Raw genomic sequence first — 17,377 nt, 5'->3', positions numbered from 1 at the left:
CATGATTCAGGGAAGCAAGGCGGCAGCCAGAACCGTGGCATTCCGTAAAGAACGTAGGGCCTCACGCAATGGCGTGGCGATTTCCATTGTGATATTGCTGGCGCTGGTAATGCTTGCCATGGGCGTGAGCGCAGGGTTCCTCTTGACCCGCTCCAAGATTCCGCCTTCACTGGTTTCCAGTACCGAAGCCAGTACGGTGAAAGTGGCGGTCACCCAGTTCGACGACTCGCGCTCGGTCGCGTTGACCATGAGTTTGGGAGAATCCTCAACGGTCGCTTCACCGACTTCCGGTACCGTCACAGGTATTGCCGTGCGCGCGGGCTCTCCGATAGCATCCGGGCAGGTGATATTCGATGTCGATGCCACGCCGGTCATGGCATTGCATACCGATGTGCCGCTGTACCGTGAGCTCAAAAGTGGTATGCGTGGCTCGGACGCCGCAGGGCTCAACGCCGCGCTGCGCAGGCTCGGCTACAATGCGCCGGACTCGGATTGGATGACCTGGGATACCATCACCGCATACAATGCGCTCGCGCAATCCGTCGGTGCACGACAGCTGAGCCGTGACACCGGCTGGACTATCGACCCCAGTTGGTTTGTATGGTTGCCTGCCGACTCGGTGACCGTCAAACAAACCTCCATTGCCGTAGGCCGGCAAGTTACGGCCGGTCAGGACCTGTTCACCACGGCCGCAATCCCGCTCAAAGCCACATTGCCTGCCGCCGCTGCAGATCTTGTAGCGGGGGAGCGCGTGATTACCATCGGCGATCAGACGTTCGATGTGCCGGCTGATGCCAAGGAGCTTACGGATACGGCAATGCTGACGGCGATTAATAATTCCGTGGCATTTCGTATGGCTTCGCTTGGTTCGGATTCCGGCGGTGCTCTGGCCTCCGGTGGTACTTTGGCTGGGGGCGCCGCAGGCGCTTCCGCTGGCGAAACCTTAAGCGTCTCCTATGACTGGAGATTGAAGCAGCCGTTGACCGCGCTCAGCGTGCCGCCTTCCGCCGTATATGATGCGGCTGCCGGCTCGGGTTGCGTCAGCGTTGATGCGACGCCCGTGCAAGTGTCGATCATCGCATCACAGCTCGGTAAGACGATGGTCAGCGTAAGCGAAAACCAGACGTTCGACCATGTGGACGTAACGCCGCGTACCAACGAACACTGCACAGCCCAAGGCGGTGCATGACATGGCCGCCCGCAAGGTGATACTCACAGACGTAGGGCACAGTTTTGACCGTACCGGCGAAGACATGCTATTCCGGCATGTGACCATGACGCTGCTGCCCAAGCATGTATACGCGCTGACCGGACCGTCAGGTTCCGGCAAATCCACGTTGCTGTCCATCATCGCCGGATGGGTCACACCGGTCACCGGTTCGGTGGAGCGCATCGATTGCGGGCGCGTGTGCTGGGTGCTGCAGAACCCTCATGGTGTGGCAAGACGTTCGGCCATCGACCATGTGGCCTTGCCCCTCATCGCGCGAGGAGAACGTCGGCGGGAGGCCGAAGCCCATGCAATGGAACTGCTCGAAGGGTTCGGTTTGGCGGCTTTGGCGCGCAAACCATTCCGCGACCTCTCCGGCGGCGAGGCGCAACGACTGATGCTGGCTCGTGGAGTCGCCTCACATGCCGGGCTTTTACTGGTTGATGAGCCGACCGCACAATTGGACCTCAACACCGCCGCCACGGTCAACGAACATCTGCACAATCTTTCAATGAGTGGAGCCATCGTGGTGGTAGCCACCCATGATCCCCGCACGCGCGATGCCTGCACCGACCTGATTGATTTGCGCGACTGGCAGAGCGACCATCCCGCACAAGTGGCCAAGACTGTCGTAAATCCTGCGCATGCCGAGCCAATTGAACAAGGCGGTGAGCATCATGAATGAAACCAGCCACCGGCCTCGCATGCGTCTTGCCGGCATGCTGGGGGAGGCATGGCGTGACCTCATCACCGGCACCAGTCACGCGTGCGCGCTCGCAGTAGGACTTGCATGCCTGATTGTGTTGCTCGCCGGTGCCGATTGGCTTACCATCTCCGGAATACAGAAGCAAACCGATGAATACGTGGCATCAGGCGGCTCAACCTGGATATTGGAATATCCCAACCATATCGATGGCGCGGCCTGTGACCGTCTCATCTCATTGGATGGGGTCGAAGCGGCCGGGGCAGTACGTCAATCCGAGAACAAGCTGGCGTTCGCGGCCCTGCCCTCCACGAGTGTGCCGTTGTATGAGATCACTCCAGGTGCCGCCAACGTATTCATATTGAGCGCCACCGGCACACAATGGAGGAATGGAGAACTCCAAGAATCCGAGAGCGCGCCGCCGAACGGGGGAGGCGCGTTGCTATCCAGTGAAGTGGCGAAGCCATTTCAAGTCCAATCCGGACAGTCGTTGGTGCTGAAGGACGGGCGCATCCTCGATATCGCCGGTGTATTCGACTGGCCGGACGACGGCAGAAAATCCGGCTTCTCCTATGCCGTATTGACCCCGGTGCCGGCCGACCCGAGTGTGGCTTTCGGCCAATGCTGGGTGCGTGCATGGCCGCAAACCGACAACATCGAATCATTGCTGCGCTTGGCCAGCGATGGTACCGCAAACGTAACCACAGCTGAGCGCCCGCAAATTCACAAGCTCAACACCACCAAAGGCAGCGAATTGGACAGTGCAGTGTCGTTTGAATCAAGGCTGACCGCTTATGTGCCGTGGATTGCTCTCGCAGTGGCGTCGATTTTGGGTTTCGGCGCTACGCGTATGCGCAAACTGGAAATGGCGTCGGCGCTGCATTGCGGCGTACCGAAAACTGCATTGTTGGCGCAGATCGAGTCCGAAACACTGGCATGGACTTCGGCTGGCATGGCAATGGCAAGTCCATTGCTGGCCTTGGTATGGCTTGAGAATCGTGGAGATGAAGCCAGGGCCCTCATGAACACACTGTTTCGTGTGCCGGTCGCGGCCGGCGTCGGAGGATTGTTGGGCGCATGTGTGGCGGTGCTGTTGACACGCGAAAACCATCTGCTGAAATATTTCAAGAACCGGTGAAATGTGATTGCGCACGTGCCCACGGCATAAGAAAACTCCCCAGATAAACCCCAGCCGATCGGTAGTCTGAAAACAATTCAGGGCGAATCGCCGGCAGGATTCAACTAAGGAGTTTGCAAGTACGACTGTTGTTCGTTTACTTCACCAGAGCGGTAAGCTCGCCGAGGTTCAGTTCGAAGCTCACACCACGCTCCTCGAAGTTGGGCTGGTGACGGGTGCTCTCCATCGCGTGACGGACGAATTCGCCGGCAATCTCAGCGGACTCGGCCAGACCCTTGCCGGCCAACACCGCACCGCACAGCGCAGAAGCGAACGCGTCGCCCGTGCCGTGAATCATGTACGGCAGCTTGTCATGCGCGAGCTCGATCTTGTTCTCCGCGCCGGTTTCGGCGCTGGCCACATAGTTCACGATCTTGCCGTCGCCATGATCGATGCCCTTGAGCACCACGTTCTTGGCGCCGAGCTTGAGCAGGGCATCGAGCAGATCGGTCACCGAGGCGTCATCCAGATCCTGACCAGGGTAGTCACGCTTGGTAAGGATAGAGGCCTCGGTGAGGTTCGGCATCAGCACGTCAGCGCCGTCCGCCAACGCGCCCATCGCCTCACACAGCTCCGGCGTGTACGTGGGATACATCTGACCGGCGTCGCCCATCACCGGATCCACCAGACGCAAAGCCTTCGGATACTCGCGGTACAGGCGCTGGATAATTGCCACCTGATCGGGGGAGCCCAGGAAGCCGGAGTACACGCCGTCCAGGTCCACGCCCTCTTTCTGCCATGCGTCAAGGTATCCGGAGAGGATGTCAGTGGTGTCGTGGAAGGTGAACACCTCGTACTTGGTGTGCGCCGAGAACAGAGCGGTCGGCACCGGACACACATCACAACCCGCTGCCGAGAGAATCGGGATCGCGGCGGTCAGCGAACACTTGCCGTAGCCGCACATATCATGCACGGCAGCCACACGAGGAATGTACAACGGATCGCGATCGTACAACGTAACGTCAGCCATGAACTACTCCAATCATCAATCGACAAACCAAGTGCCAATACAGGCAACAGTGCAGAGCGTAGCCCAATCAACGAATCGACCATGTAACGCAATCCACATTTCGGGTCACGGGACTGCAAACGCATGCCGCACAAAACTGTCGGGCCGCATCTTCGGTCGGCGTGTCGCATGGATTCCGGCTGTGTATTTGCCGATGACAACCTCGTGAAACCCCAATGATCTCAACGTGTTATAAGGGTCTATAGGCAACCCCGATAACGTGTGGCTTGCGGTGCGCGGTGCCGCGCGCGTACCTTCATAACCAACACCTCGCCAACCGCCGAACACGGCAGGCGGGTGGCAAGGAAAAGAACCTCGCGACCAAGCACAACCAGCAAGGAGCACATCATGGCCGAGAACAAGAAGTACCGTTTTGAAACCCTGCAGCTGCACGTGGGCCAGGAGCAGGCCGATCCGGCCACTGACTCCCGCGCAGTGCCGATCTACGCCACCACTTCCTATGTCTTCCACAACTTCGATCACGCCGAGGCTCGTTTCGGCCTTGCCGATCCGGGCAACATCTACGGCCGTCTGACCAACTCCACCCAGGGTGTTTTCGAAGACCGCATCGCCGCCCTCGAAGGTGGTACCGCAGGCATCGCCGTCGCATCCGGTGCAGCGGCCGTCGAATATGCCGTGCGCAACATCACCCAGTCCGGTGACCACATCGTCTCCTCCAAGAACATCTATGGCGGTACCTTCAACCTGCTCAAGCACACCCTGCCGCGCGATGGCATCACCACCACCTTCGTCGACCCGGAGGTTCCGCAGAACTTCGAGGACGCCATTCAGGAAAACACCAAGCTCGTCTATTTCGAGACCTTCGGCAACCCGAACGCCGATCTGCCGGACTTCGAGGCAATCTCCGCAATCGCGCATAAGCACCATCTGCCGGTGATCGTCGACAACACCTTCGCCACCCCGTACCTGTTCCGCCCGCTGGAGCACGGCGCGGACGTGGTGGTTGAATCCGCCACCAAGTTCATCGGCGGCCACGGCACCACGCTTGGCGGCGTCGTCGTCGAGGGCGGTAACTTCAACTGGGCTGAAGTGCCGGGCAAGTTCCCGACCCTGACCGAACCGGATCCCTCCTACCACGGCCTGAACTTCTATGAGGCTCTGGGCGGCACCGCATTCGTGACCCGTATCCGCGCCATCCTGCTGCGCGACACCGGTGCCACCCTGTCTCCGTTCGCCGCCTTCCTGCTGCTGCAGGGCACCGAAACCCTGTCCCTGCGCGTTGAGCGTCACGTCCAGAACGCACTAAAGGTTGTCGAATACCTGCAGACCGTGCCGGAAGTCGAGTCCGTCTCCCACCCGTCCATCGAAGGCCGCCGCGACCACGCCCTCTACGAGAAGTACTTCCCGAACGGCGCCGGCTCCATCTTCACCTTCGACATCAAGGGTGGCAAGGACGCAGCTCGCGTCTTCATCGACAACCTGCACCTGTTCTCCCTGCTCGCCAATGTGGCTGACGTGAAGTCTCTGGTCATCCACCCGGCATCCACCACCCACTCCCAGGAGACCCTGGAAGAGCTGGAGGATCAGGGCATCCATCAGGGCACCATCCGCCTGTCCATCGGCACCGAGAACATCGAGGACATCCTCGATGACTTGAAGGGCGGCTTCGAGGCCGTCCGTGCTTCCGGCTTGGCCAAGTGAAATTGGCGGGAAGGTTAACGGCTCGCTGAGAAGGGGCGCGATGCTGATGGGGTGCATTGCGAATCATCGAGTCGTATGGGGTGCCTTCCACCTGATAGCTTGACCCAAGGAGTAGGAAGCCCGCGCTGACGTCATGCAGCGCGGGCTTCCTTGTCGTTGTTCCGTGTTTTCGCGAATTTGTCTCGCTGACCGCTGCTCAGCGAGACAAATTCGCGAAAACACGGAACAACTCGATCCTGAAAGGGAAGACAATCGGGGCTTTCTGTTTCTTGTCGTCTCTCATCCTGAAGGATGAGGGGCGCTGGACGAGAACTCGTTCAATTCAGTCTGGCGCACGATGGGGCGCGCTCACGTTTCTTCATAAGTTGGAATCACCATCCGGGCATAAGGCTCGGTCAATTATGGAGAGACATCATGAACGTACAGAATTCAGCCGCACCCGTGATCGCATCGCGTGGTGCTGCCATCCAAGCCGTTGACTTGGTCAAGGATTATGGCACCGGAGCCAGCATCGTCCACGCTTTGCGTGGCGTAAACGTCAGCTTCGAACGTGGACGGTTCACCGCCATCATGGGGCCATCCGGCTCCGGCAAGTCCACGCTCATGCACACACTCGCAGGTCTTGATGCGGCTACCGGCGGTCATATCCTCTTCGACGGCGCGGACCTGACCCGCATGAACGACAAGCAGCTCACTTTGCTGCGCCGTCACAAGATCGGTTTCATTTTCCAGAGCTTCAATCTGCTGCCCATGTTCAGCGCCGAGCAGAACATCCTCATGCCGCTCACCTTGGCCGGTGAGAAGCCGGACCGCGCATGGTTCGACCTGCTCGTGGAGACGTTGGGACTCAAGCAGCGCCTGAACCACCGTCCCACCGAATTATCCGGTGGACAACAACAACGTGTGGCCATCGCCCGCGCCCTGATCACCAAACCCAAACTCGTCTTCGCCGACGAGCCCACCGGCAACCTTGACTCCGTCTCCAGTGCTGAGGTGCTTGGGTTCCTCAAGCGTTCGGTCAATGAACTGGGACAGACCATCGTCATGGTCACTCATGATGCCGTGGCCGCCTCCTACGCGGACCGCGCCATCGTGTTCGCGGACGGACGGATCGTGGCAGACGAATCGCGTCCTACCGTGGAAGCCATGAACCATCTGCTGATGGCCGAACGCGAGCGTGCCACACGTGCCGCCGTCACTTCCACCCGCGCGGATAAACTCGCCCGACTTGCTGGAGTGAATGGGCCGGTTCATCTGCCGATCACCGATGACGTGCTGCAGGAGACGGGCGGTGCCCGTCACGCCGCACCCGTGGCCCGCCATTCGCGCTGAGATACAGGAGCGTAGTCACATGTTTTCCAGCACATTGAATCTCATGAAGAAAAACGTCCGGATGCTCATTCCGGCCGGCATCGCCGTGCTCATCGGCACTGCGTTCATCGCCTCCACATTCCTGTTCGGCAACGCCATGAACGACTCCCTCATCCGTCAGCAGACCTCCATCTATGCCGGCGCGGACGCGATGGTCCTGTCTGACCTACCCGAACACCCCACCGACGCGCAGACCAGCGAAGCATATTCACGTACCGTAGCCGACTATCATCTCGACCGTATGCGCGCTATCGAAGGCGTTAAAGGTGTGCGTGCCATCACCGCCGCCAATATCCGCTTGTCTAACGGCACCCGTCACGCCACCAGTTACGCCATCAACACGGGTGAGGCGAAACTGCTGCCTGTGACTGTCACGCATGGTGACCGGCCCGCCGATAACCGTGAGATTGCCCTGCCTGAAGGTATTGCCGAACAGCTCGGCCTGCGTGTGGGGGATACGGTGCGAGTCGCCTCTCGCTGGAATGCCGCTGGAAGTCAGGATTCCGTTGAAGATGTCGAAGCGCGTGTGACGGGCCTGACCGATGACCCCAACGGTGCTTACGCATATGACGGTGGTGCCGCCATCCTTTCCGACGATCTCATGGCTTCGGTCAACGGTGTCGCCGACTTCAATCAGGTCAACGCCACCTCCGTCTACCTTGACCTCGACACCCGAGCCGACACGGCCGCCATCGACCGTCTCCTGCCCCGATACAGTCGGCTTGTGGACCGCAGCGAGGCCGACCGGCTCGCCGTGGAATCCCTCAGTGCCAACGGCACCAGCGTCGTCACTACGTTTCTCATGAGCTTCGGCGTGCTTGCCCTGCTCGTCGCCGCGCTTGTCATCGCCAATACGTTCCAAGTGCTTGTCGCTCAACGTCGACGCGTGCTCGCCCTTCTGCGCACCATCGGTGCCGACCGTCGTCAACTGCACGCTTCCGTCTTATGCGAAGCCGGAATCCTTGGCCTCATCGCATCCTTGCTCGGCGTCGCGCTTGGCATCGGGCTCATGGCCCTACTGTGCGCTACCGGTGTCATGAAAACCACCGGCGTGTCCATGCGTCTCATCATTACCTGGCCCGTCGTCGCCGTACCCGTCGCTTTCGGCCTGCTCATGACCGTCATCGCTTCCCTCGGCCCCGCGCGCGCCGCCACCGTCGTCACCCCGCTCGAAGCGCTGCGCCCCATTGAACTGACTGAGACCGCCCGTCGCGGACATATGCGCGCCATACTTTCCATCCTCATGTTCGTCATCGGCATTGCGCTATGCGCGTTCGGCGCATGGCAGATGCACCTGTCCGCCATCGGGCATGAATCCCTGAGCGACGATCATTATCCTGCGCTCCTGCTCGCCACTATGGGCGGATGCGCGCTTACGTTCATCGCACTCGTCGTCTCTGCCGTCTACTGGATGCCAGCGCTCATGCGCGGTGCCGGCATGCTTGCCGCCAAAACCGGGCCCAGCGCCGTCATTGCTCACGCCAACGTCCAAAAGAACCCACGTAGGGTCGCCGCCACCGGTGCCGCACTCCTCATCGGTGTCACACTCGTCTCCACCATCGCCACCGGTGCTGCCAGCGCTAAAACCACCATGGCCAACGCACTTTCCACCCGCTACAGCGTAGACATGATCGCCACCGGTACCGGCATGACTGAAGAGCAGACCAGCCAAGTGCGCCATGTTCAGGGCGTCGAACGTGTACTTGACGCGCCAACCGCCCTGCATCACCTCACCGACGACCAAGGTCATGATCTCAGCGTCCTGCTCGTCGGCATCCCTGACCTTGACAGTCTCTCGAAGGTCATGCACGCCGACTTGACCGGCATCACCCTGACAGACCGCGATGTCCTTATGCCCCGACGTGCCTTGAGCGGCGCTGACATCGATTTCGACCGTACTCACACAGCCGATTTCACCGCCGACGAGAGCACCGCGGCTACCGACACCGACACCACCGCGGCCACAGGCACGTCCGGACCAAACTACACCGTTATCCAAGCCGATTACCGTCGCGTCTCCTCCACCTATGACGCCGTCGCCTTCGTCACGGTTAGTCACTTTACTGACGGCGACCTGACCGAACAGGGGCGCATCCTTCTGATGACCGCCAACCCCGACGCCAACCACAACGGTGTTGGCGGCATCATCGACGGTGTGCGCGAAGCCTTGAATGCCATCCCTGACGCTAACGTCACCGGGCCCATCGCCGAGCGCAACATGTGGGATACCGCCATCAACGCCATGATGGCCCTGCTCGTCGGCCTTATCGCCGTCGCCGTACTCATCGCGCTCATCGGAGTGGCCAATACGCTCAGCCTGTCCGTCATCGAACGCACCCGCGAATCCGCCACCCTACGTGCTATCGGCATGACCTGCGGCCAATTGCGTCGATCCCTCGCCGTGGAAGCGCTCCTACTTGCCGTCGTCTCCGGACTTGCCGGCGTCATCATCGGCACCCTGTTTGGATGGCTCGGCTCCTATATGGTGTTCAGCCTTTACGGCACCGTCGCCATGCCTTTCGAATGGAAGATCAATGGCACCGTCCTCGCCGTGGCTGCGTTGGCCGCCCTTCTGGCCAGCATCCTACCCGCGCGCCGCGCCGCGAACACCCCGCCTGTTGAGGCGCTCGCCGAAGCCTGACGACGGTAAAGTTCAAAGGGATGGCCTGCACGTCGTAATGCGCGACGTGCAGGCCATCCCTCGTTCAAACAGTTTGTCTTGACGGACATACTGGCATATTGACGTACTGACTATTGGCCTGACTATTGGCCTGTACACAGTCACACCAATCGATTGTCATATGCAAAAACAACGGCTTGCACGCGGTCTCGGGCATTGATTTTAGACAGAATGTGCGCCACATGCGTCTTCACCGTGGGCAGGGAGATGAACAGCTTGTCCGCAATCTCCTGATTGCTCAGTCCATGAGCGATCTCCACCAGCACCTCGCGTTCGCGGTCGGTGAGCAGATCCAATTCCGGATCGGTGTAGGTCGGCTGATCGTGAACTTTCGTACGGGGCTTCGATTCCGGGATTCCGCCGGAGGTATTGTCGGCGACGTAGCCGTCCTGCATCATCTTCTCGATAAGTCGTTTCGTGGCGGACGGAGCGATAATCGCATTGCCGTTGAACACTGTACGAATTGAATTGAGCAGCGTCTCCGGTTCTGTGTCCTTTAAAAGGAATCCGGATGCTCCGGCGTTGATCGCCGCCATGACATATTCGTCCAGGTCGAACGTAGTCAGGATGATCACGCGCGTGGTATGGGGGAGTGTTCCCCCGGGCACCGAGGTAGTGATGCGTCGTGTGGCTTCGATGCCGTCCACGCTTGGCATACGCACGTCCATCAGCACCACATCGGGATGCAGAGATTCAGCCAACGCCACAGCCTGTGCGCCATCGGACGCCTGTCCGATCACGTCCATATCCGGTTGCGAACCGATCACCATAGCGAATCCGGCACGAACCAGTTCCTGATCATCTGCGATAACCACACGAATGCCGTTGCTGTTGGTGCTGTTGTTTTCATTCATGTTTTCTACTCTATGTCCTATTCCCATAGAGCTCGGCGCATCGATACCCTGAATAGTCCCTGAAAAATTCAGCGGACAGGTCAAGCATTGAAGCGTGTCGCTAGTTACGCACTTCGCTTGGCCGTATGCATTTGACTGTCCAACGATGTGGCGGGAGCCAGTTGCATTTGCGGCTGCATGCCTTTGTGCTGTTCGTCGCTGAAACCGGTCTCGCGCAGCACTCTCAACAGTTCACGCATATGGGCCAGCGCCGCACGTCCGCGCGTGCCGATCGCCGCGAACGAGTTCGCGATCTGTGTGCTCTCGGGCGTAGGGGAGGCGTTTAACATGGCTAATCCGTCGTCCGTCTGCATGATCACCGATTCCAAAGTGGTCATCACTTCGGCCTGTATGGCAGCTCCTATGCGTTCGCGCTCTAGGTTTGCCGCAAGTACTTTCTGGCGTTCCTGCTCGGCACGCAATGCCTCTTCTCGTTGTTGCAATACCAGCGCGTTCGCGCCGCGTGAGCGGGTCCAGCGGGCGGCGGCGATACACGCAAATCCGATTACCATCACCATGCCTGCCGGGACCAGACCGTGGAGGATAACGGTCCATGCGGCTGGGGCATTTCGTCCTGGGATAATCAATTGAGCCACGATATGCCATAAGTCGGTCCCATTCCATCCAGCTGCCATTTTGACGCCGAACGTCCAAGAATCGATTGCCATGGCCATGCACACCCAGCGCCATGCCCGCTCGCGGCCGTACAGTACGGCGGAATATACGGATACCAAGGCGAACATGTTCACGAACAGACCATTGGCAGGCATGATGGAGGAGGGGAGCAAAAGCTGGATGAACGACACGACCGCCATCGACAAGGCGCTTGTCTCGGGAAAACGACGGCGGAACGCCAGCGGTGCAAGCAGCGCGATGGTTAACGCGGTGGTGAACGTCCGATCAGGCAACATCCAATGTATGCCGTCGGCGGCCAGAAGACGCAGATCGTTATAGGTAGTCGAATTGAGCAGCAGCATCAATGCCGCGGCTGTGAGCATATCCATCAATAGATAGTGGCGTTCGGTCCATTGAGCGAGCCGGCCGATCCAATCGAATCGATGTGCTGAACCGCCCTGTTCGAAGTGTTTTGACCGAAACAATGCCGGGAGGCGCGTGACGCAGCATCGAACGACACGACGCGAGGCAACCGTCAAACGTGTCCGTACGCGTGTCCAAATAGGAAGGATGCTCGGAACGACAGTGCGGGATTCGTCGATCTTCGGAAGCGAGGCCGAAATCGGAAGATTGTCTGTGCGTGGGGGAAGTGTGCCATAGACTTCGGCGGGAGCTGGGTCATGCGCTGAGAGCAGAGGAATCGACGCCGATACTTGGAATCCTCGTTCATGCTGCGGTCCGGCCGAAACCGTGCCGCCAAGAGCTGTAATGCGCTCGCGCATACCGATAAGACCGTAACCTGGCCGATGTCCATCCAACGCTGATTTGGCTCCGATTCCATCATCCGTGACGGTTACGGAAAGCGCACTATCCGACCAATGCTCGATGATCGATACCTGAGCCCCGGTACCGGCGTATCTGCGAACGTTCGTCAGAGCCTCCTGCACTAGGCGGAACACCGCTTCGCTGGCCTGGGGCGATAATCTGTCGGGTTGTACGTGGCCTGTTATGGTGCGTGAAACGTTGGTCGTGCTGTTCAATAATGACGGGATATCGTCATATGCGATCGCATTGCCATCGGCAGTGGCGTCTGTCTGCGTGCCGAACACCGAGAATACGCGCTGCATGTCATGCTGCGCACGCACCGCCTCATGACGAATCGTGCCCATCGTGCTGCGCGCCAAATCAACATTTTGTGCGCCGGCGTATCTGCCGCCATCTGCTTGCACGATAATCGTGGACAATGTGTGGGCCACCACATCGTGCATGTCTCGTGCGATGCGGGCCCGCTCGGCGAGCGCGGCGATGCGTGCCTCTTCGACGTCTCTTGCCTCGATGGCGGCATTGCGTTGCCTCATGGCGGCAATTGTGGCACGTCGCGCACGTTGCCATAATGCCATCACCACGATGCTTATCGCGCTGGCCGCGATTGCCGCAGCCATAATCAGCGAGTCCTCAAGTATCTTCATTCCGCAATTACCGGCATCCGGTACGATACCGTTCCCGCCCGGACAGACCGGCAACGTGGCGGCAGTGGGAAGCCAAGCGGTCCAGGTTATGTCGAATCCGGCCGCCGAACCAAACAACGACCCGATATTGAACGTCACTCCCCACACCGCGCCAGCCAGTAGACTCATCGTCAACGACGTAACGACAAACCGCACAGTGTGGCGGGCGTCACCGTATACCAATACGGAATAGAGCATGACCAGCGCGAGGAAATCGCTATAGATGATCGCCGGGCCGACAAACAAATGCACTACGGTAAGACCAACGAACAGCCATGCTGCGATTTCCGGGCGAACTCTACGCAAGGTCAGGGGGAGGGCGTTCGGCAGACTCCACAGCGCAGTCGCTAACTGCGATGAAGGAAACAGGAGTCCGGGATTGGTAGCAGGATCGGTACTTGTGGCCATCAGTGGGCTGAATGATATCAACAGCACAGCCAGCAGCGCATCGAACAACACCATGCGGATCGTTTCGCTGCGAATCCACGGTTTCATGCGTGTACAACAATCCGATATTCCCATAAACCTCAAGGCTAATCCGTTTTCTGGCCGTGCGATGTCACTCTCAGGACTGATTTGTGGACTAAAGTCTTGAGCCATGACACTTCTGAGCAAATATTACGTGCCCGGTCTCGCCATCGAGGACCATTCCATCGATGTGCCGTTGGATTGGGAAGGCCATGTACCCGGACAATCATTCGACGGCGAATCCGTCAAACTGTTCTACCGTGTAGTCACTACGCCGGAGCACGTACATGACGATCTGCCGCTTCTCGTGTTTCTGCAGGGAGGTCCCGGAGGTGCCGGTCCACGTCTGAACAGTCCTACCTCCGACGGTTGGATCGAGGAGGCCACGAAGCATTTCCGTGTGATTCTGCCCGATCAACGTGGCACGGGCCGTTCTTCGCGCGTGGATACGCATACGATGGCTCGTCTGGTTGCCGCCGGCGTGGACGCGCGCGGTCAGGCCGATTTCCTGAAGAAGTTCCTCGCTGATTCGATCGTACGCGACTTCGAGCATCTCAGACTCACCGAATTCGATGGCAGGCGGTGGGTGACGATGGGGCAAAGCTATGGTGGCTTCCTCACGCTGACGTACCTGTCCCTCTTCCCGTCGGGTGTGATCGCCAGCTTCACCACCGGTGGTATTCCTCATGTTCCGGCCGATGCCGCTGAGGTGTACGAGCATACGTTCCCGCGTATGGCGCGCAAGACGGCACAGTTTTATGAGCGCTACCCGCAGGATGAGGAACGGGTGGCGGCGATCGCCGACCAGCTGCCTACCGCGGCTGAAGTGTCGCAGTTTGTCGGCACCCTCACCGATTCGGTCCTGAACTCGGTGGCGGGCAGTGATATCGAGCATCGACTGGGCATTATCGCCGGTATGAAAGCGCACGGTTTCCCGCTACTGCCGAATGGGGACCCTCTTACCATCGAACGGTTCCAATGCCTCGGCTCCGATTTTGGCATGAAACCGAGTTTTGAGCGTGTCCATTGGATTCTCGATGACGCCTTCCTGAATGGTGACGGCTCCGCTTCCCCTGATTCGCCGTTCTCCGATGAGTTCCTCACCAAGGTGATGAACGCCACTTCGTCTCGCCCGCTGTATTGGCCATTGCAGGAGTTCATCTATGCCGACGGCGAGATGAGTGAGCCGATCCGGTGGGCGGCGCAACGTGTACGCGACACCCACCCCGAATTCGGGGCTGAAGTGCGTCCGATGAACTTCACCGGCGAGGCCATGTTCCCGTGGATGTTCGAGCAGGAGGCGGCGTTGCGCCCGTTCAAGCCGGCAATGGATGTGCTCATGGAAGAGACAAGCTTCGGCCGCATATACGACGTCGAGCAGCTGGCCATGAACGAGGTGCCGTTGCAGGCCGCCGTCTACTTCGACGACATGTATGTGGATTCCGGCATGCAACTCGATACCTTGAGCCGTGTGGGTAACAGCCACTACTGGACCACGAATGAATTCGAGCATGACGGGCTGCATGGCTCACTGGTGTTCAAGCATCTTTGGGACGAGGCTCTCAATCGCGGGGACCTTGAGGAACTGTTCTGAAAGGAATTGCCATGAACAATCTCACCATTGGATTCATCGGATACGGCAACATGGCTCAGGCCATCGCACAAGGGCTGGTCGATGCCGGCGTGATGAACGGCGGACAGATGGTGGCCTGCGCCGCCCACTTCGACAAGTTGCAGAAGAACACGGCTGCATTGGGTGTACGCCCCCTGCATAATCCGCTGGAGGTCGTGACGGCTGCGGATGTCATTGTCATTGCCATTAAGCCGTACCAGATTGAGTCCGTAATCGCACCGCTTGCAGACGAACTTGCCAAGCCCGGTAAATTAGTCGTCTCCATCGCGGCCGGCTGGGATCTCAAGAAATATCAGGACCTGTTCACCACCGAAGACGGCGTATCCGTCGACTCTTTGGACATTCATATCCAATGCACTATTCCTAATACGCCGATGGCAGTGGGCAAGGGCGTGCTGGTCACCGAATCCGTGAGCACGCTGACTGATGAGGAGACGGCGACCTTTGAACGTCTGTTCGGGCCGATCAGCCTCATCGAGCGCGTGGACAGCGCACATATGAACATCGCCATGGTGGTGGCCGGCTGCGCGCCCGCGTTCACCGACATGTACATCGAGGCATTGGGCGACGCCGGTGTCAAATACGGGCTGCAACGTGCCACCGCCTATCGTCTGGCCGCAAAAATGGTTGAAGGCGTAGGTGCTCTCTACATGGCCACGGGCATGCATCCCGGTGCCATGAAGGATGCGGTCTGCTCGCCTGGCGGCACCACCATCAAGGGCGTCGCTCAGCTGGAGAAGGATGGATTCCGCGGAACCGTCATCGACGGCGTGGACGCCATCGTCGGGTGACAGCCGGCGAATCGAATACGGGCCATAAAGCTGCAGAAGTTGGTATGGCTGATTTGCGTCGGTCGGCCGGTTTCCGACAGGACCGGCAAGGTCGTCAGCATAACGTTAGCGATTAGTTAGCAATCAGTAGGAAGGGGCGGGCAACCTACCATGTTCAGCATTATCGACATGTTCAAAGTTGGAGTGGGACCAAGCTCCTCGCATACCGTCGGGCCCATGCGAGCCGCACAGGCGTTCGTGACGTCGCTGGGACAGACGGGCAGACTGTCTGCCGTACGGCGCGTGCGTATCGTACTGTATGGTTCTCTGGCGCTGACCGGCATCGGACATGGCACCGACCGCGCGGCCGTGGCCGGACTGGAGGGCAACCTGCCCGCCACGGTCGATACGAAACATGTCATGACCATCAAGCAGGAATGCGAGCGCAACGGCACTCTCACCTTAGCGGGCGGGCATGCCATTCGTTTCGACTACGAGCATGACGTGGTCTTCGAGCTTTGGCAGCGTCTGGCGGCCCATCCCAACGGCATGCGATTCCAAGCGTTCGATGCGGCAGGCAGCTTGGTTGACGAACAAGTGTGGTATTCCATCGGCGGCGGATTCATACGGCAGGGACATCCCGACGATCATATGATTGGTGTTCACGACAAACCGGCAGCGGGGGAGTCCTTCGCGGACGCCGACGAGTCGGCTGCTACGGATTTTGGTCCACAAGCCCCGTATGATTTCGGCTCATGTCGTGAACTTATGGACATCTGCAAAACACATGGTCTGAGCATTGCCGAAGTGGTGTGGGCCAACGAAACGGCATTGCGTCCGCAACAGGCGGTGCGAGACGATCTGCTGAATATCTGGAAAGTCATGCGCGAATGCGTGCATCATGGTTGCACAAGCGACGAAGCCACACTGCCGGGTGGATTGGACGTGCCCCGACGCGCGCCAAAAATGTATCGAAGATTGTCAGGCAACGGCGATGTCCTCAACCGTGCGCGCCGCCTCGACGAAGCACTGGAGGAATCGGATTCGGCATGGGTGAACCTATTTGCGCTCGCAGTCTCCGAAGAGAACGCCGGCGGCGGACGCATCGTTACCGCACCTACCAACGGTTCTGCGGGCATCATTCCGGCGGTGCTGCTGTATTACTGGCATTTCGTGCATGCCGCTGATGAGGAAGGCGTGATCCGATTCCTGTTGACGGCCGGAGCCATCGGATATCTGTTCAAGCGCAACGCTTCGATATCCGGTGCCGAAGTGGGATGCCAAGGCGAAGTGGGATCGGCCTGCTCCATGGCTGCTGCTGGCTTGGCTGCGGTATTGGGCGGAACTCCTGAGCAGGTTGAGAATGCCGCGGAAATCGGCATAGAGCATAATCTGGGCCTGACCTGCGATCCTGTGGGCGGATTGGTGCAGATTCCCTGCATTGAGCGTAATGCCATGGCTGCGAACACTGCGATCAACGCCGTACGCATGGCCATGCTCGGCGACGGTTCTCATATCGTCACGCTGGACCAGGCCATCGCAACGATGAAACAGACCGGAGAAGATATGATGGCCAAATACAAAGAGACCTCCAAAGGAGGCCTGGCCGTCAACGTTGTGGAATGCTGAATATTCTGTAGTTGAGTGTCTCATAACGTCCAGCTGACCTTTAGACTGGAAG

At 59.2% G+C, this 17,377-nt stretch carries 12 protein-coding genes; 9 read left to right on the top strand and 3 right to left on the bottom strand.

Annotated elements, in window-relative coordinates:
• Position 1: 1 nt before the first annotated feature.
• The 3 genes from G1C97_RS02795 to G1C97_RS02785 are packed head-to-tail and all read left to right on the top strand — an operon-like array spanning position 2 to position 3,048.
• Complete coding sequence (locus G1C97_RS02795) at positions 2-1,189, top strand: biotin/lipoyl attachment domain-containing protein (RefSeq protein ID WP_169240435.1); 1,188 nt, start codon at positions 2-4, stop codon at positions 1,187-1,189.
• Between the two features lies 1 nt (position 1,190).
• The gene (locus G1C97_RS02790) at positions 1,191-1,892 is read left to right on the top strand and encodes an ATP-binding cassette domain-containing protein (protein WP_169240434.1); all 702 of its coding nucleotides are present in this window, start codon (positions 1,191-1,193) and stop codon (positions 1,890-1,892) included.
• Positions 1,885-3,048 carry a hypothetical protein gene (locus G1C97_RS02785; RefSeq protein ID WP_169240433.1) on the top strand — a complete coding sequence of 388 codons (1,164 nt, stop codon included), beginning with the start codon at positions 1,885-1,887 and terminating at the stop codon, positions 3,046-3,048. Before G1C97_RS02790 ends, G1C97_RS02785 begins: the two co-directional genes overlap by 8 nt.
• Positions 3,049-3,184: 136 nt before the next feature.
• On the opposite strand, the gene G1C97_RS02780 is transcribed toward G1C97_RS02785, so the two are convergent.
• Positions 3,185-4,057, bottom strand: coding sequence for a pyridoxamine kinase (locus G1C97_RS02780; RefSeq protein WP_100495528.1), 873 nt, complete (start codon positions 4,055-4,057; stop codon positions 3,185-3,187).
• Positions 4,058-4,444: 387 nt separating this feature from the next.
• Here G1C97_RS02780 and G1C97_RS02775 point away from each other — a divergent pair, with 387 nt between their 5' ends.
• The 3 genes from G1C97_RS02775 to G1C97_RS02765 all read left to right on the top strand — a co-directional run bounded on the left by G1C97_RS02775 (position 4,445) and on the right by G1C97_RS02765 (position 9,770).
• Entirely contained in the window at positions 4,445-5,758 is a 1,314-nt protein-coding gene (locus G1C97_RS02775; RefSeq protein ID WP_169240432.1) for an O-acetylhomoserine aminocarboxypropyltransferase/cysteine synthase family protein, read from the top strand.
• A gap of 414 nt (positions 5,759-6,172) precedes the next feature.
• On the top strand, positions 6,173-7,090 hold the full coding sequence (locus G1C97_RS02770) for an ABC transporter ATP-binding protein (RefSeq protein ID WP_169240431.1): 918 nt from the start codon (positions 6,173-6,175) through the stop codon (positions 7,088-7,090).
• Positions 7,091-7,109: 19 nt separating this feature from the next.
• On the top strand, positions 7,110-9,770 hold the full coding sequence (locus tag G1C97_RS02765; RefSeq protein WP_169240430.1) for an ABC transporter permease: 2,661 nt from the start codon (positions 7,110-7,112) through the stop codon (positions 9,768-9,770).
• Positions 9,771-9,910: 140 nt separating this feature from the next.
• On the opposite strand, the gene G1C97_RS02760 is transcribed toward G1C97_RS02765, so the two are convergent.
• Positions 9,911-10,663, bottom strand: a complete 753-nt coding sequence (locus G1C97_RS02760) for a response regulator (RefSeq protein WP_169240429.1) — start codon at positions 10,661-10,663, stop codon at positions 9,911-9,913.
• A gap of 104 nt (positions 10,664-10,767) precedes the next feature.
• A complete protein-coding gene (locus tag G1C97_RS02755; RefSeq protein WP_169240428.1) occupies positions 10,768-13,287 on the bottom strand; it encodes a sensor histidine kinase in 2,520 nt (839 codons plus the stop codon).
• A 136-nt stretch (positions 13,288-13,423) separates the two neighbouring features.
• Here G1C97_RS02755 and G1C97_RS02750 point away from each other — a divergent pair, with 136 nt between their 5' ends.
• The 3 genes from G1C97_RS02750 to G1C97_RS02740 all read left to right on the top strand — a co-directional run bounded on the left by G1C97_RS02750 (position 13,424) and on the right by G1C97_RS02740 (position 17,325).
• Complete coding sequence (locus G1C97_RS02750) at positions 13,424-14,887, top strand: alpha/beta fold hydrolase (protein WP_169240427.1); 1,464 nt, start codon at positions 13,424-13,426, stop codon at positions 14,885-14,887.
• An 11-nt stretch (positions 14,888-14,898) separates the two neighbouring features.
• Entirely contained in the window at positions 14,899-15,717 is an 819-nt protein-coding gene (gene proC / locus G1C97_RS02745; RefSeq protein ID WP_169240426.1) for a pyrroline-5-carboxylate reductase, read from the top strand.
• 150 nt (positions 15,718-15,867) lie between these two features.
• Positions 15,868-17,325 carry an L-serine ammonia-lyase gene (locus G1C97_RS02740; protein ID WP_169240425.1) on the top strand — a complete coding sequence of 486 codons (1,458 nt, stop codon included), beginning with the start codon at positions 15,868-15,870 and terminating at the stop codon, positions 17,323-17,325.
• Positions 17,326-17,377: the final 52 nt, after the last annotated feature.

Origin of the sequence: Bifidobacterium olomucense (genome assembly GCF_012932375.1) — a bacterium.
Taxonomy (GTDB): domain Bacteria; phylum Actinomycetota; class Actinomycetes; order Actinomycetales; family Bifidobacteriaceae; genus Bifidobacterium; species Bifidobacterium olomucense.
Note: the sequence above shows the minus strand (reverse complement) of the source record. Positions and strands in the feature narration are given on the sequence as shown.

What these genes read in the sequence shown, in the direction of transcription:
- G1C97_RS02765 (WP_169240430.1), top strand. Translation starts at nt 7,110, where the DNA reads ATGTTTTCCAGCACATTGAATCTCATGAAGAAAAACGTCCGGATGCTC.
- G1C97_RS02760 (WP_169240429.1), bottom strand. Translation starts at nt 10,663, where the DNA reads ATGAATGAAAACAACAGCACCAACAGCAACGGCATTCGTGTGGTTATC.
- G1C97_RS02770 (WP_169240431.1), top strand. Translation starts at nt 6,173, where the DNA reads ATGAACGTACAGAATTCAGCCGCACCCGTGATCGCATCGCGTGGTGCT.
- proC (WP_169240426.1), top strand. Translation starts at nt 14,899, where the DNA reads ATGAACAATCTCACCATTGGATTCATCGGATACGGCAACATGGCTCAG.
- G1C97_RS02795 (WP_169240435.1), top strand. Translation starts at nt 2, where the DNA reads ATGATTCAGGGAAGCAAGGCGGCAGCCAGAACCGTGGCATTCCGTAAA.
- G1C97_RS02750 (WP_169240427.1), top strand. Translation starts at nt 13,424, where the DNA reads ATGACACTTCTGAGCAAATATTACGTGCCCGGTCTCGCCATCGAGGAC.
- G1C97_RS02785 (WP_169240433.1), top strand. Translation starts at nt 1,885, where the DNA reads ATGAATGAAACCAGCCACCGGCCTCGCATGCGTCTTGCCGGCATGCTG.
- G1C97_RS02790 (WP_169240434.1), top strand. Translation starts at nt 1,191, where the DNA reads ATGGCCGCCCGCAAGGTGATACTCACAGACGTAGGGCACAGTTTTGAC.
- G1C97_RS02740 (WP_169240425.1), top strand. Translation starts at nt 15,868, where the DNA reads ATGTTCAGCATTATCGACATGTTCAAAGTTGGAGTGGGACCAAGCTCC.
- G1C97_RS02755 (WP_169240428.1), bottom strand. Translation starts at nt 13,287, where the DNA reads ATGGTGTTGTTCGATGCGCTGCTGGCTGTGCTGTTGATATCATTCAGC.
- G1C97_RS02780 (WP_100495528.1), bottom strand. Translation starts at nt 4,057, where the DNA reads ATGGCTGACGTTACGTTGTACGATCGCGATCCGTTGTACATTCCTCGT.
- G1C97_RS02775 (WP_169240432.1), top strand. Translation starts at nt 4,445, where the DNA reads ATGGCCGAGAACAAGAAGTACCGTTTTGAAACCCTGCAGCTGCACGTG.